Here is a 15070-nt window from a genome sequence, read left to right as displayed (position 1 = left end):
CGGCTATGGGCATTATTGAGACAATTACGCCGCGCAACACGCCCCCGCAGCACGGTTTTGCACAAATTTTCCGCTTTGCCCCTTTTCTATTTGCACAAAATCGCCTAACCTTACGGCTTTTGTCGCGACAAACGTCAGCCAAAGAGAAAACCATGCCCCAAAAACACAATACACTCAAAAAAATCACCCTGTATTCACTCGGCGCACTGAGCGGCATCGCCTTAAGCGTGGCGGTACAGGGTTTTGCCGCCGAGCCCAAATCCGAAGGTCTGCCGATTCAGTCGCTGCGGACGATGGCGGAGGTGTACGGTCAAATCAAGGCGAACTACGTCAATGCCGAGACCGATGAAAAGCTGCTGGAAAACGCCATGAAAGGCATGGTGGCGGGCTTGGACCCGCATTCGGAATACATGAACAAAAAAGGCTATGCCGAGCTTCAGGAAAGCACATCGGGCGAATTTGGCGGCTTGGGCATGGAAATCGGCGCGGAAGACGGCTTGATTAAAGTCATCGCCCCGATTGAAGATACGCCCGCCGAGCGTGCGGGCATCCGCAGCGGCGATTTCATCGTTAAAATCGAAAACGAATCCACACGCGGCATGAGCACCACCGATGCGGTGAAAAAAATGCGCGGCAAACCGGGCACCAAAATCACCCTTACCCTTTCGCGCAAAGACAATGCCAAACCGATTGTGGTACACCTCACCCGCGCCATCATCAAAGTAAAAAGCGTGCGCCACCATCTGCTTGAGTCGGGTTACGGCTACATCCGCATCAGCCAGTTTCAAGAACGCACCGTGCCTGCCGTTGCCGAAGCGGTGGCGGCACTCACCAAAGAAAACGGCGCACCGCTCAAGGGCATGGTGGTGGATTTGCGCGACGACCCCGGCGGGCTGCTCAACGGCGCGGTGGGCGTGTCGGCGGTGTTTTTGAAAAACGGCGACACGGTGGTCAGCACCAAAGGGCGCGACAACAAAGCCGGCATGCTGCTCAAAGCCATGCCCGAAGATTATATTTTGCGTCCGGGCAGCGACCCTTTGTCAGGATTGCCAAGCGAAATCAAAAATATGCCGGTAACGGTGTTGATTAACTCCGGCTCGGCATCGGCATCAGAAATTGTGGCGGGCGCCCTGCAAGACCACAAACGTGCGGTGATTGTCGGCACACGCAGCTTCGGCAAGGGCTCGGTACAATCGGTGATTCCGCTTTCCAACGGCGGCGCGGTCAAAATCACCACCGCGCTCTACTACACCCCCAACGACCGTTCCATTCAGGCAACAGGCATTGTTCCCGATGTGGAAGTGGCAGACAAAAACCGCACGTTTGAAAGCCGCGAAGCCGATTTGCAGGGGCACATCGGCAACCCCTTGGGCAACGATGAAGTGAAAAGCAGCATCGGCAGCGCCACCGACAACGGCAAAGCCGATGACAAAAACAAAAAAGACAAAGACGATGAAGATTTGTCTTCGCGCCGCAAGCCCAATCCGGAAAAAGACGACCAACTGCGTAAAGCGATTGAATTGCTGAAAAATCCGGCACAATGGCAAAAATCACTGGGCTTGGCGGCGAAAAAGCCCGTACCGAAAAAGAAAAAATCCGATGATGAATAAACATTGTTGAAATTATCCGCATCTGCCCCATTTCAGGGCGGATGCGGATTTTTCATACGGCAAAAGCAAACATGGAAACAAATGAAACGGTTGAATTTTTAAGCAATACGCAAAAATGCATTTCGGCATTTCCCGCCGAAGTGCAGGCGCAAATCCAACAGAATTTCACCCGCATCGGCAAAGGACAAATGCCGCTCGATTTCGTTCCCATGTCGCACACCATAGGCAACGGTGTGGTGGAAATGCGCATTCAATATCAAAACAACATCTACCGTGTGGCTTATGTTACGGCTCGGCAAACCATTTATGTGCTGCATGCCTTTCAGAAAAAAAGCCAACGCACGCCCAAGCCCGATGTAGATTTAATCAAGCGGCGGTTAAAATATTTGGCAAAACGCCGGATTATCCGTATTTAGGCACTGTCTTGCCAATTCTCCCGCACCGCCCGCGCTTCGGCAAAATAACGCAGCAAAGCGGCGCGGTTGCCGGTTTGCAAACAATTTTGCAGATGGTTAAGCTGTTGTTGCTGCTGATTTAACAACGCCAGCAGCGCATCGCAGTTTTCCAGCGCGATGTCCGCCCACATCTGCGGGTGGCTGGCGGCGATGCGGCTGAAATCGCGGAAACCGCTTCCGGCAAATTGCAGATAGTGTGTGCCCTGCGGGTGGTCAAGCAGTTGATGCACATAGGAAAACGCCAACAAATGCGGCAGGTGCGACACGGCGGCAAACACGGCATCGTGTTCTTCCGCCGACATCTGCCAGATTTCCGCGCCCGCCGCCCGCCACAGCGTTGCCACCGCGTTCAGGCAGCCCGCGTCTTGATTTTCGTGCGGACAAACAATCACTTTCTTGCCGCGATACAGCCCGAATTGCGCCGCCAACGCGCCGCTTCTGTCCGAACCGGCAATCGGGTGCGCCGCCACACAGCGCGGAAAATGTCGCGGCAGACATTCGCGGAACGCCGCCAGCGCGGAACGTTTGGTGCTGCCGACATCGCTGACAACGGTTTCGGGCGGCAGCAGAGGCGCGAGCGTGCGGCAGACGGCGGGCATCGCCGCCACCGGTACCGCCAGCAATACCCAATCCGCGCCGTCCAAAGCGGCGGCATCAAGCGGCTGCGCGGTGTCAATCACGCCGCGTTCCAAAGCGCGTTGCAGATTGTCGCCGTCCACGTCCACGCCCACCACCTGTGCCACTTTGCCCAGCCGTTTCAAGTCCAGCACCAGCGAGCCGCCAATCAAGCCCACGCCCACCAACACGATTTTGTTCAGGCAGCTTGAAACGTTCACCTTTGCCGCTCCAACAGTTGAATAATGTGTTCCGGCAGCAATTTTTCCAAACAGTCCAAATGTCCGAGCGGACATTCGCGTTTGAAACAGGGGCTGCACGGCAAATTCAAACCCGCCACCGCCGCATTTTCACCCAAAGGCGGCGTGTGCTGCGGGCTGCTGGAACCGTACACCGCCACCACGCGGCAGCCCGCCGCCGCCGCCAAGTGCATCAAACCGCTATCGTTGCACACCGCCGCATCCGCGCAAGCCAGCAAATCTGCCGCTTGCGCCAAGGTGGTTTTACCGCACAAATCCGCGCAAATATTTCCCGACAATTCATTGATTTGCTGCGAAACCGGCGCATCTTTCGCCGAGCCAAACAGCCACACCGCCCAACCTTTCTGCGAAAAATGCCGCGCCACCGCCGCAAAATGGCGCGGCGGCCAACGTTTCGCCGCGCCGTATTCCGCGCCCGCGCACAATGCCAAAACGGGTTTTTCCCTGTTCAAACCAAGACTTGTCAAGGCTTGCGCTTGGCTGTCCGCATCAATCCGCAAACGCGGCGCATCGCCCGAACCGTGAAACGCCGCGCCCGCATCGTGCGCCAACGCCGTGTATCTGTCCACCATCAAGGGCAGCACGTTTTTGTCCAACTTTCTGATGTCGTTCAGAAAAAAATAACGCTGTTCGCCCACATAACCCGTGCGCTGCCGAATGCCCGTTGCCGCCGCAATCAGCGCGGATTTCAGCGAACCGGGCAGCACAATCACCTGCGTGTAGCCGCACCGCCCCAGTCCGCGCCCCACGCGCAGCCGTTCGCGCAGCCGCAATGCGCCGTGTCCGAATGGATTATCTATGATTTCAGATACTTCGGGCATTCGCGCAAATACGGCTTGCGACCACGCGGGCGCAAACACGTCAATCGTGCAGCCGCCGCGCAGTTCGTGCAAACGGCGCAAAAGCGGCTGGCTCATGATGCAGTCGCCAATCCAAGACGGGGCGATAATCAGGATTTTTTCGCTCATGGTGTGTGAAACGGTAATTTCCCGCGCATCGCCCGCGCCGCTTCAAACGCGGCATCGGCATCGTCCGCCAATACGGTAAAATGCCCCATTTTGCGCCCCGCCCGCGCCTGTTTTTTGCCGTACAGGTGCAAATGCGCCGCCGCTTCGTCCAGCACCGCCGTCCAACACGGTTGCGCCCCGTCCGCGCCCCACACGTCGCCCAAAATATTCGCCATGCAGCAGGGCGAATGCAGGCGCGTGTCGGCGGGCGGCAGTCCGCACATCAGCCGCACCTGCTGCTGAAACTGGCTGGCGGCGCAGGCATCAATGGTGTGATGCCCGCTATTGTGCGGGCGCGGTGCAATCTCGTTTACCAACAATCGTTTGTCATCGCCGACCACAAACATTTCCACCGCCAGCACGCCCACATAATCCAAAGCCTCCGCCAAATGCAAAGCCGTTTGCCGCGCCTGTTGCTGCACGTTTTCAGGCAGCCGCGCAGGAACGACCGAATACGCCAAGATGCCGTTTTCATGATGGTTTTCCGCCGCATCGTAGGCGGCGGCGTGTTGCGCGTCCAAGCGGCAGACAATCACCGAAATTTCCCCGCGCAAATCCGCCATCTGCTCCAACACGCACGGCACACCGCCCAATCCGGCAAACGCGGCGCGGGCTTCGTCCAAGGTTTTCACGCGGATTTGCCCTTTGCCGTCATAGCCCAAAGTGGCGGTTTTCACAATCGCGGGCAGCAGCGCGGCGCAGCTTTCGTCCACATCGTCTGCCGACAAAATTTCCCGATATTCAACCGTTTGCAAACCCGCCGCCCGCATCCGCGCTTTTTCGGTGATGCGGTTTTGCGCCACCGCCACACAATCGCCGCTCGGCGACACGCGCGTGTGCCGCGCCAATTCGCGCATTGCCGCCGCGTTCACATTTTCAAATTCGGTGGTTACCGCCGCGCATTTTTCCAATTCCGCCAACGCCTTGTCATCGTCAAACGCCGCGCACAAATGGCGGTCGGCAAAACGGGCGGCGGGCGCGTGCGGGTCGGGGTCGAGCACGGTAACGCCGTAACCCATTGTTTTTGCGGCAACGGTAAACATGCTGCCCAGTTGCCCGCCGCCTAAAATGCCGAGCATCGCGGGCGGCAAAATCGGTAAAGCCTGCTGCGTCATTTCGCCAATTCCTTTACAAAATCCAATACTTGCTGCGCGTGTCCCGCCGCTTTCACTTTGCGCCATTCGCCCGCGATTTGCCCTTGCGCGTCCAGCACAAAAGTGCTGCGCTCAATACCGTAACTTTCTTTGCCGTAAAGTTTTTTCAGCTTTATCACGTCAAACAGGCGGCATACCGTTTCATCGGCATCGCTCAACAATTCAAAGGCAAAGCCCTGTTTGGCACAAAAATTCTGATGTGTTTTCACGCTGTCGCGCGAAATCCCCGCCACCGTATAGCCCAACGTGGCGAATTCGGGCAGCAAGGCATTGAATTCCAAGCCTTCGGTGGTGCAACCGGCGGTGTGGTCTTTCGGATAAAAATACAGCACGAGCGGCAGATGCGCCGCGCTGTCAAATTCGCCGCCCGATGAAGACGGCAACACAAAATGGTAAGCCATGTTTTTGTTTCCATTAAAAATTTTGTCATGCAAAACAAAAATTTCAGCCGCAAAACAAAAAACGGTTTTGCGGCTGTGCCTGACAAAGACAATGTTTAAATCAAATCCAAATCGTTCACGCGGTCGAAAATGTGCGTGCTTGCCTGACCTTCTTCCCACAGCTTGATTTTCAGGCGCAAATCGTTCACCGATTCCGCTTGGCGCAGGGCTTCGTCATAGGTAATCAAATCTTGGGTGTACAGGCGGAACAGGTCTTGGTCGAAGGTTTGCATGCCGTCGCCTTCGGCACGCGCCATCAGCGCCATGCATTCCATCAATTCTCCTTTGAAAATATGGTCTTGCATGGCAGGCGTGTTAATCAGCAAGTCCACAATCGCGGTACGCCCGCCCTCTTTCAAACGCGCCAAACGCTGCCCGATGATGCCCACCGTGTTCAATGCCAAATCCATCAACACCTGCTGATGGCGCTCTTCGGGGTAAAAGTTCAAAATCCGTTCAATGGTTTGCACGGCGTTGTTGGCGTGGACGGTGAAAATGCACAAGTGTCCGGTTTGCGCCAGTTGCAGCGCGTATTCCATGGTGTGTTCGTTACGCACCTCGCCCACGCAGACGACATCGGGCGCTTGGCGCATCGCCGATTGTACCGCCATCGACCAACTGTTGGTGTCCGCGCCCAGTTCGCGCTGGGTGAAGATGCTTTTAATCGGTTTGTGCAGGTATTCTACGGGGTCTTCGATGGTAACGATATGTCCTGCGGCGTTTTTGTTGCGCCAGTCGAGCATCGCCGCCATGGAGGTGGATTTGCCCGAGCCGGTCGCGCCCGCCAGCACCAGCAAACCGCGTGGTTGCATCGCCAAGTCTTTCAATCCTTGCGGCAATTTCAATTCGTCCACTGTCAGGATTTTGGTGGTGATGCGCCGCCACACCATGCCCACGCGCCCTTGTTCGTGGTAGGCATTGACGCGGAAACGGATGCCTTCGGCAGATTGCACCGAGTAGTTCAGTTCGAGCTCTTTGTCGAATTTGATGCGCTGCTCGGGGGTCATGGTGGAATACACCAGCGCTTGGGTGTCGATGGCGGTCAGCACTTTGAGCGGCACAGGGGTCAGCTCGCCGTTGATTTTGAACGAAGGCGGAAAGCCGGCACTGATGAAAATGTCGGACGCGGAACGTTTTTCGCACTCGGCGGCCATTTTTTCCAGCAAAGGATGCAATGCGGGCGTGCGCAGTGCCAATGCGGGGTCGCCTGCCGCCACAGTCGGCATCTCCCGCCGTGAAACCGATTCGCTCGCGGCCAAACGCGCCTGCGCACGCTCTTTGGCCGCCATTTCGGGGTGGTTGGACTTGTAGTCGCTTACCAAGCCGGAAAGCAGTGCGGTCAAATCTTGCGGTTGTTCGTTTTGCTGTGCCATAGTTCAATATCTTAATCAAAAATTAGGAAATCATATCGGGGTTGGCGGCTTTGGAGCGTGCGGCTTCCAAAGAAATCACGCCGCGCCGCACCAAATCCTGCAGGCATTGGTCGAGCGTTTGCATGCCGAAGTTCTGACCGGTTTGCAGCACCGAGCCGAGCTGGGCGATTTTGTTTTCGCGAATCAGGTTGCGCACGGCGGCGGTGGAAATCAGAATTTCGTGCGCGGCCACGCGGCCGTTGCCGTCTTTGGTTTTCATCAGCGTTTGCGCAATCACCGCCCGCAGCGATTCGGAAAGCATGGAGCGTACCATTTCTTTTTCGCCGGCGGGGAACACGTCGATAATCCGGTCAACGGTTTTGGCGGCGGAAGTGGTGTGCAGCGTGCCGAACACCAAGTGGCCGGTTTCGGCGGCGGTCAGTGCCAAGCCGATGGTTTCGGGGTCGCGCATCTCGCCCACCAAAATGATGTCGGGGTCTTCGCGCAGGGCGGATTTCAAAGCATTGGCGAAGCTGTGGGTGTGTTCGTGCAGTTCGCGCTGGTTCACCAGCGATTTTTTGCTTTGGTGGACGAACTCAATCGGGTCTTCGATGGTGAGAATGTGACCGGGGTGGTTTTGGTTGACATAGTCAATCATCGCCGCCAAAGTGGTGGATTTGCCCGAACCGGTCGGGCCGGTTACCAGCACCAGACCACGCGGGGTGTCGGCGATTTTTTGGAACACGCGCGGGGCTTTGAGTTCTTCCAGCGTCAAAACCTTGCTGGGAATGGTACGGAACACGGCGGCAGGCCCGCGATTGGTGTTGAAGGCATTGACACGGAAACGCGCCACATTGGGCAGCTCGAACGAAAAGTCGGTTTCCAAATTCTGCTGATACGATTTGCGCTGCTGGTCGTTCATCACCGAGCTAATCATGTTGCCGACATCTTCGGACGACATTTCGGGCAAGTTGATGCGGCGGATGTCGCCGTGAACGCGAATCATCGGCGGCAGGCCGGCGGAAAGGTGCAAGTCGGACGCTTTATTTTTCACGCCGAATGCAAGAAGATCGGTAATTTGCATAATGAAGTGTCAGGCTTGTGCTGTTCGGGTTGAAGTTAGCCGCTATTGTAAAGAAATTTGAGTTTTTTGGTAAGACTTTATCCGCGAATTTGACAAAAATAGTGCCGGATTCAGACAAATCTCACCCGTCCGTGCCGTTTTCGGGCGCGACAAAACGCCACTGCCCCGCCGCCAGCCCCTGCGCGTCCCAAATATGGAAACGCTCGCGGTGCAGCGCCGCCACACGGTTGCCCGCCGCCGCCACCATGCGCTTGACCTGATGGTAACGCCCCTGCGTGATGCACAGCTTCAGCGTGTGCGCGTCTGCCGTTTCCGCGCTGCGGGCAGACACGGTTTCCTCATCGTCGTGCAGCAGCACGCCCCGTACCAGATTGGCGCACAAATCCGGCGCGGCGGGGTGTTTGAGCGTTGCCCGATAATGCTTGGCAACGTGCTGCTTGGGCGAAGTCATGCGGTGGTTGAACGCGCCGTCGTTGGTAAACAGCAGCACGCCTGTGGTGTCGGCGTCCAAACGCCCCACCGCCTGCACGCCCACCGCCCGCACACGCTCGGGCAGCAGGGCAAACACGCTCGGGTAATCACGCGGACGCTGCGACACTTCATACCCTGCGGGCTTGTTCATCAGCAGATAGAAAAACGGTTGCGGAATCAGCCATTGCGTTTCGCCGTCTATCGCCAGTTCGCGCACGGCGGACGCGTCTGCCGTTTCGTCCCGGCACATTTCGCCGTTTACGCACACCAAGCCGCCGCGCAGCAGCCAACGGCAGGCCTTGCGGCTGCCGAAGCCCTGCGCCTGCAAAAATTTGAGCAGATTCAACTCAACCGCCGTATTCTTGAAGCAGTTGCTCGGCTTGACGGCGGTGGGCAACGCAAAACTCAAGCACGTCCGTGCCGCGCTCCGTTCCCGCCTTGCCCAAAATGCGCGAAGCGGGGTGCGGCAAGCCGTCTTTGCCTTTGGCGGTGGCTTCTTGGCAATTTTGCTTGCCGATTTGCCCGAAGTTGTTTGCCGATGCTTTGACAAAACGGCGGTAACGCGCCTCATCGCCGAAAGCGGCGCACTGGGCGGTGTAGGCAGTCAGGGTCATGCCGTCGCCGACCAGCTTGTCGCACGCGGCGGCAGCCGAAGCCTGTGCCGCGCCCGCCGCCAATACCGCCAGCAAAAGACCTTTTTTCATCATTGTATTGTTTCCTTTCAAAAACTGTGCCTTACCATATTAAAACCATTCAAACACAAAGAAAATCAGCGTATGCACGACAAACAAAGGCACCAAAATGCCGAACGACCACGCCATATAGCCGAAAAAGCTGGGCATCGGCACTTTGCGCTGCTCGGCAATCGCCTTCACCATAAAGTTCGGCGCGTTACCGATGTAGCTCAATGCGCCCATAAACACCGAACCCATCGAAATCGCCAACAGGGTGTGGAACAGCTCGCCGCGCATCAGCGTTACCGCATCGCCGCCCGCCATATTGAAAAACACCAGATAAGTCGGGGCGTTGTCCAAAAATGCCGACAAAATGCCCGTCATCCAAAAATACATGGTGTTGACGGGTTCGCCCGCGCTGTTGTGCACCATCGAAATCAGCCCTGCCAACGCGCCTTTGCTGCCCGCCTGCAATACCGCCAATACGGGGGCGATGGTGATGAAAATGCCCAAAAACAGCTTGCCCACTTCGGCAATCGGCTCCCAATTAAATTCGTTGCCGGCACGCACCTGCGCGGGGGTGATTTTCAGCGACACCACTGCCAGCACCACCAAAATCACATCGCGCACCAGATTGGGCAGCAGATAGGGCGTGCCCAATACGTCGATGCCGGGGTGCTCGGGTTTCCACATGCCCGACAGCAGCACCGCGCCAATCACGCCGCCCAAGAGCAGGAAGTTCCATTTGCCGTACAGGCGCAAACGGTCGTCGGGGCTGGGGTCTTTGGGCAGGATTTCGTCTTCCTGCTTGAAGTAGTGGCGGTCGAGAAAGTAAAAGGCGGTGAGCAACACGGCGCTGCTGATGAGTACCGGCACCATCATGTGCTTGACCGTCCACATGAAGTCCACGCCTTTCAAAAAGCCCAAAAACAGGGGCGGGTCGCCGAGCGGGGTGAGTCCGCCGCCGATGTTCGCCACCAAAAAGATGAAAAACACCACCACGTGGACACGGTGTTTGCGGTTGTCGTTGGCTTTGAGAATCGGGCGAATCAGCAGCATCGCCGCGCCCGTCGTGCCCATGATGGAGGCGAGCATCGTGCCGATGGCGAGAATGGCGGTGTTGAGCTTGGGACTGCCGTGCAGGTTGCCCCACACCAAAATCCCGCCGGAAATGGTGTACAGCGCCCACAGCAGCAGGATAAACGGAATGTACTCCGCCACCAAGGCATGCGCCACCACATGCACGCTTTCGGAAAAACCGAACACCAGCGTAAACGGAATTAAAAACAATAATGTCCACATGGCGGTGATTTTGCCGAAATGGTGGTGCCATGTGTGCGAGAAAAACAGGGGGCCTGTGGCAATCGACAGCAAAATCAGGGCAAAGGGAATGCCCCACAGCAGGCTGAGGTTGGCACCGTCCATGCCCGCCGCCATGGCGGGTGCGGGCAGCAGGAGCAGGGAAAGTAGAGCGGCTTTCAGGCGCATCGGTGTCTCCTTAATCGAAAATGGTGTTGCAGTTTACCGGTGCCGCACGATGATGCGTCATTATCGGGTGCGTTGCCGGTGCGGGTTTCTGCCCGCGCCGTCAGGAATCCGACCCGCAAATAACAACGCGCCCCTGAAGCGCAGCCCGATGGGGATAATGTTTGATTTTAAGCAAAGTTTGCCCGTTTTACCAGCGAAACGGGGATTTTTTGCCCCTGTTTCCTGCACGCGCCAACGGTGCTTTTCAGATTATTTCTATAAAAAACAGCACACTATAGCGAATCATCATTTAAATTCTTACATTGGCAATCAAAGAAGCATAAAAACGGCGGTCATTCCCGCGCAGGCGGGAATCCACTGCCCGATGACCTGCGGGCAATGTTCTATCAAGGTTTCTGGTGCTTCGACTTGGATTCCCGCCAGCGTGGGAATGACGGCGCGGTGTTTTTTCGGTCAATTGATGACACGCCTTAATCCGTTTCCGAAGGCGCAAGCACCGCCACTTGCGCCCTGCCTTGCGCCCAATGCAGGAACAAATGCTGCCCTTCGCGCAAAACGAACGGGTCAGGCACCGCCCTGCCGTGTGCGTCGCGCACCCACACGCAGCCCTGCGGCGGCGCACGGTACGGCGACAGGCTTGCCAACAATGTGCGCCGCAGGGCAAGGGCTTGGCGTTTGCCGTGCAGGTCGGGACGGCGCAGGGCATCGGCGCGGCGGCGCACGGCGTATGCGGCATCGCGGTACCGCTCGCGCATGAGTTGGCGCAACAGCAGGCGGCGGTGCTGCAAGTCGTGCCGGCGCACGGCGGTGTCGGCCACCGCCAATTCCGCCGCCGCAGTCGGTGTGGCGGCGCGGACGTCGGCAGCAAAGTCCGCCAGCGTAACATCGGTTTCGTGTCCGACCCCGCAAATAACGAGCACCGCGCTCGCCGCCACCGCCCGCACCAACACTTCTTCGTTAAACGCCCACAAATCTTCCAAACCGCCGCCGCCGCGACACAGCAGCAACACATCCACTTCCGCCCGTTGCGATGCGGTTTGCACGGCTTGCGCCAATGCCGTTGCGCTGCCGCGCCCCTGCACGGGCGCGGGATACACCACCACCGCCACATCGGGCGCGCGCCGCCGCAGGGTAGCCAACACATCGCGCAGCGCCGCCGCCGCCAAACTGCTGACCACCCCCACCGTCCGCACCCCCTGCGGCACGGCGCGTTTGCGTTCCGATGCAAACAGCCCTTCCTGCTGCAAACGCCGCTTCAGGGCTTCATAACGTGCATACAGCGTCCCCAAGCCCACCCGCCGCACCTGCGCCACATTGATTTGAAACTCGCCCCGCGCCCGATACAGCCCGATTTTGCCACACACTTCCACATGGTCGCCCTCGCGCAGCATCAGCCCGCCCAAAGCCGCCGCCGCGTGCTTGAACAAGGTGCAACGCACCTGCGCCGCCGCGTCTTTCAACACAAAATACCAATGCCCGCTCGCCGCACGGGTCAGATTGGCAACCTCCCCCGCCACCCATATGCCCGTCAAAGCCTCTGCCAGCAGTTCGTCCGCCATGCCGTTCAAATCCGACACGCCCACCGCCGCCGGTGCAAACCATTCCGTCATCACACGCCTTTCCTTTTCCCAACGCCAAACAAAAACCGCGCCCCGCCGTTTGGGCGGCAGCGCGGTTGTGCAGGGCGCGTCATCAATCACGCATAGGTCAGCCAACCGGCGAACTTCGCATCACGCCCCTGCACAATGTCGAAGAAACGCGCCTGAATCCGTGCCGTGATGTCGCCACGCGTGCCGGTGCCGATGGCGCGGTCGTCGATTTCGCGCACGGGGGTGATTTCCGCCGCCGTGCCGGTGAAAAACACCTCATCGGCAATGTACAGCTCATCGCGGGTAATGCGTTTTTCAATCACCTCAATGCCCAAATCGGCGGCGATGGCAATCGCGGTGCGGCGGGTGATGCCGTCCAAAGCCACGTCCAGCGCGGGGGTGTACAGCTTGCCGTTTTTCACCACAAAGATGTTTTCTCCCGCGCCTTCCGCCACATAGCCTTGCGCGTCCAGCAAAATCGCTTCATCGTAACCGCCGCGCAGAGCTTCGCTGTTTGCCATGATGGAATTCATGTAGTTGCCGTTGGCTTTCGCCTTAATCATGGTGATGTTGGGGTGGTGGCGGGTGAAGCTGCTGATTTTGCAACGAATGCCGTGTGTGATGCCTTCTTCGCCCAGATACGCGCCCCACGCCCACGCCGCCACAATCACCTGCACGTCGTCCGCTTTGGGGGCGATGCCCAATTTGTTTGCCCCGTAAAACGCCATCGGGCGGAAGTAGCACGAGCTCAAGCCGTTGGCTTTCACCACGTCCAAATGCGCCTGATTGATTTGCTCGGGGGTAAACGGAATGTTCATGCCGACGATTTTGGCGGAGTCGAACAGGCGGCGGGTGTGGTCGTGCAGACGGAATACCGCCGCGCCTTTGTCGGTGGCGTAGGCGCGGACGCCTTCAAACACGCCCATGCCGTAGTGCAGGGTGTGGGTGAGTACGTGGGTTTTGGCATCGCGCCATTCGACCAGTTCGCCGTTGTACCAGATTTTGCCGTCGCGGTCGTCCATTGCGGGGTTCATGGCTGTGTCCTTATCGGGTCTGTGGAAAGCGGCGATTATACCCGCAAGCGGCGATTAAACAAGCGTTTCAACGGGCAAGACGGCGGCGCGTGCACACGGGGGCGTACCAAAAACACGCCAAATCGTTTACACTTGCGCCTTTTGCGGGCGTGCGCCGCCCCGCCGCCGTCAAGCGCGGCGTTTCAAACCGGAAAGGAATAAGGAATTTAACATGAAAATCTTGAAAATCATTTCCCTAATCGTCAAACTTCTGATTCTCGCGCTGCTGCTGGTGCTGGCACTCACCAACACCAACGCGGTGGACTTTTTCTACCTGCCCGGCCAATCGGTACGGCTGCCCCTGATTGTGGTGATGTTCGGCTTGTTTGTGGTCGGCACGGTGTTCGGCATTTTCGCCATGTTCGGGCGCGTTTTGCGCCTGCGCGGCGAAAACAGCCGCTTGCGCCGCGAAGTGGAAAAAACGGCGCGGCTGACCACCAGCGATTTGGCAGCGCCCGCCCCCGCCGATGCCGCACAAAAATAAACTTCACCAACCCCACCCCCCGATGCGGTTTTGCCCCCGCACGGGTTTGAGAAAAAGTCGTACGCCATGAGCGATTGGGAACTGTGGCAGCTTCTGCTGCCGATTATTCTGCTGCCCGTGTTTTTCGGCATGGGCTGGTTTGCCGCACGCATCGACATGAAAACCGTGCTGAAACACGCCAAAACCGTCCCCGAAAGCGTTTACGCGGGCTTGGACGCGCTGGTGGAGCGCAACACGGGCAAAGCGGCGCGGCAACTGGCAGAAGCGGTGGAGCAGTTGCACAACGCCTGCGAGCCGGCACTGACTTTGGGCAAGCTCTACCGCCAGCGCGGCGAAAACGACAAAGCCATCGCCCTGCACCGCGCCCTGCTTGATTCGCCCGACATCGGCAACCGCCGCGACCGCGTCGCCTACGAGCTGGGCTTGGACTACCAAAGTGCGGGCTTGGTGGACAGGGCGGAACGGATTTTTCTGGATTTGCAGCAGGGCAATATGGCAAAACAAGCCCGCGAGGTGCTGCTCAATATTTACCAGCAGGACCGCGATTGGGAAAAGGCGGTTGCCACCGCGCAGGCACTGGCACACGATGAGCAAACTTATCAGTTTGAAATCGCGCAGTTTTATTGCGAAATGGCGCAAGCCGCGCTGTTCCGTTCCGACACCGCGCAAGCACACGCGCACGCGCTCGCCGCTCTGGCCGCCAACAAAAAATGTACCCGCGCCAACATGATACTCGGCGACATCGCCCAAAAACACGGCGATTTCGCCGCCGCCGTCGCCGCCTACACCGCGATTGAAAAACAAAACCATGCCTACTTGGGCATGGTTGGCGAACGTTTGTACGATGCCTACGATGCGTGGGGCAAGCCCGAAGAAGGCTTGGCGGTGCTGACGGGCTACGCGCAAACCTTTCCGCAATTGGATTTGGTGAACGTGATTTACGAAAAATCGCTGCTGCTGCACGGCGAAGGCGCGGCGAACGCGGCGGCGGTGGAACGGGTACGCGCCAAGCCCGATTTGGCGGGGGTGTACCGTTTGCTCGGCTTGCAAATCAGCGATTTGAATCCCGCATGGAAAGCCGATGCCGACATGATGCGCGGCATTGTCGGACGGCAACTGCAAAAAGCCCTGATGTACCGTTGCCGCCACTGCCATTTCAAATCGCAGGTGTTTTTCTGGCACTGCCCCGCCTGCAACAAATGGGAAACGTTTACGCCCAATAAAATCGAGATTTAAGCCATGACCCACCCGTATTTTTCCCCCTTAAATTGGCAGGACAATCCTATTTGGGAAGGCGAAACCGCCTTGTGGCAA

At 57.9% G+C, this 15070-nt stretch carries 15 protein-coding genes; 4 read left to right on the top strand and 11 right to left on the bottom strand.

Annotation, left to right across the window (positions count from 1 at the left end; all coding sequences use genetic code 11):
* Positions 1 to 152 precede the first annotated feature (152 nt).
* Together G392_RS0110775 and G392_RS0110770 are read left to right on the top strand one after the other, a co-directional pair.
* A complete protein-coding gene (locus G392_RS0110775; RefSeq protein ID WP_027010214.1) occupies positions 153 to 1610 on the top strand; it encodes a S41 family peptidase in 1458 nt (485 codons plus the stop codon).
* 71 nt (positions 1611 to 1681) lie between these two features.
* Entirely contained in the window at positions 1682 to 2026 is a 345-nt protein-coding gene (locus tag G392_RS0110770; RefSeq protein ID WP_027010213.1) for a type II toxin-antitoxin system RelE/ParE family toxin, read from the top strand.
* Here the strand turns inward: G392_RS0110770 and G392_RS0110765 are convergent.
* From G392_RS0110765 to G392_RS0110710, 11 genes are all read right to left on the bottom strand, one after another.
* Entirely contained in the window at positions 2023 to 2901 is an 879-nt protein-coding gene (locus tag G392_RS0110765) for a prephenate dehydrogenase (RefSeq protein ID WP_027010212.1), read from the bottom strand. The two genes, G392_RS0110770 and G392_RS0110765, sit on opposite strands and share 4 nt — an antisense overlap.
* Positions 2898 to 3908, bottom strand: a complete 1011-nt coding sequence (gene waaF, locus G392_RS0110760) for a lipopolysaccharide heptosyltransferase II (RefSeq protein ID WP_027010211.1) — start codon at positions 3906 to 3908, stop codon at positions 2898 to 2900. Before waaF ends, G392_RS0110765 begins: the two co-directional genes overlap by 4 nt.
* Entirely contained in the window at positions 3905 to 5062 is a 1158-nt protein-coding gene (locus G392_RS0110755) for a 5-(carboxyamino)imidazole ribonucleotide synthase (protein WP_027010210.1), read from the bottom strand. Before G392_RS0110755 ends, waaF begins: the two co-directional genes overlap by 4 nt.
* The gene (locus G392_RS0110750) at positions 5059 to 5502 is read right to left on the bottom strand and encodes a peroxiredoxin (RefSeq protein ID WP_027010209.1); all 444 of its coding nucleotides are present in this window, start codon (positions 5500 to 5502) and stop codon (positions 5059 to 5061) included. Before G392_RS0110750 ends, G392_RS0110755 begins: the two co-directional genes overlap by 4 nt.
* Positions 5503 to 5597: 95 nt before the next feature.
* Positions 5598 to 6767, bottom strand: a complete 1170-nt coding sequence (locus tag G392_RS0110740) for a PilT/PilU family type 4a pilus ATPase (protein WP_376986879.1) — start codon at positions 6765 to 6767, stop codon at positions 5598 to 5600.
* Between the two features lie 169 nt (positions 6768 to 6936).
* Positions 6937 to 7977, bottom strand: coding sequence for a type IV pilus twitching motility protein PilT (locus G392_RS0110735; protein ID WP_027010207.1), 1041 nt, complete (start codon positions 7975 to 7977; stop codon positions 6937 to 6939).
* A 121-nt stretch (positions 7978 to 8098) separates the two neighbouring features.
* Positions 8099 to 8794: a 16S rRNA pseudouridine(516) synthase gene (locus G392_RS0110730; protein ID WP_027010206.1), complete on the bottom strand. Its 696-nt coding sequence runs from the start codon at positions 8792 to 8794 to the stop codon at positions 8099 to 8101.
* A gap of 1 nt (position 8795) precedes the next feature.
* The gene (locus tag G392_RS0110725; RefSeq protein WP_051255706.1) at positions 8796 to 9155 is read right to left on the bottom strand and encodes a hypothetical protein; all 360 of its coding nucleotides are present in this window, start codon (positions 9153 to 9155) and stop codon (positions 8796 to 8798) included.
* A gap of 36 nt (positions 9156 to 9191) precedes the next feature.
* Positions 9192 to 10610 carry a sodium:proton antiporter gene (locus G392_RS0110720; RefSeq protein ID WP_027010204.1) on the bottom strand — a complete coding sequence of 473 codons (1419 nt, stop codon included), beginning with the start codon at positions 10608 to 10610 and terminating at the stop codon, positions 9192 to 9194.
* Positions 10611 to 11080: 470 nt separating this feature from the next.
* Positions 11081 to 12220, bottom strand: a complete 1140-nt coding sequence (gene xseA, locus G392_RS12865) for an exodeoxyribonuclease VII large subunit (RefSeq protein WP_034335273.1) — start codon at positions 12218 to 12220, stop codon at positions 11081 to 11083.
* 86 nt (positions 12221 to 12306) lie between these two features.
* Positions 12307 to 13233: a branched-chain amino acid transaminase gene (locus tag G392_RS0110710; protein WP_027010203.1), complete on the bottom strand. Its 927-nt coding sequence runs from the start codon at positions 13231 to 13233 to the stop codon at positions 12307 to 12309.
* 211 nt (positions 13234 to 13444) lie between these two features.
* Between G392_RS0110710 and G392_RS0110705 the strand changes: the two genes are divergently transcribed.
* Both G392_RS0110705 and lapB read left to right on the top strand, forming a co-directional pair.
* A complete protein-coding gene (locus G392_RS0110705; RefSeq protein ID WP_376986415.1) occupies positions 13445 to 13756 on the top strand; it encodes a LapA family protein in 312 nt (103 codons plus the stop codon).
* A 66-nt stretch (positions 13757 to 13822) separates the two neighbouring features.
* Entirely contained in the window at positions 13823 to 14992 is a 1170-nt protein-coding gene (gene lapB, locus G392_RS0110700; protein WP_027010201.1) for a lipopolysaccharide assembly protein LapB, read from the top strand.
* The last annotated feature ends 78 nt before the right edge of the window (positions 14993 to 15070 follow it).

It is taken from the genome of Conchiformibius kuhniae DSM 17694 (assembly GCF_000428785.1).
Lineage (GTDB): Bacteria > Pseudomonadota > Gammaproteobacteria > Burkholderiales > Neisseriaceae > Conchiformibius > Conchiformibius kuhniae.
This window is presented reverse-complemented; position numbering and strand designations above follow the sequence as displayed.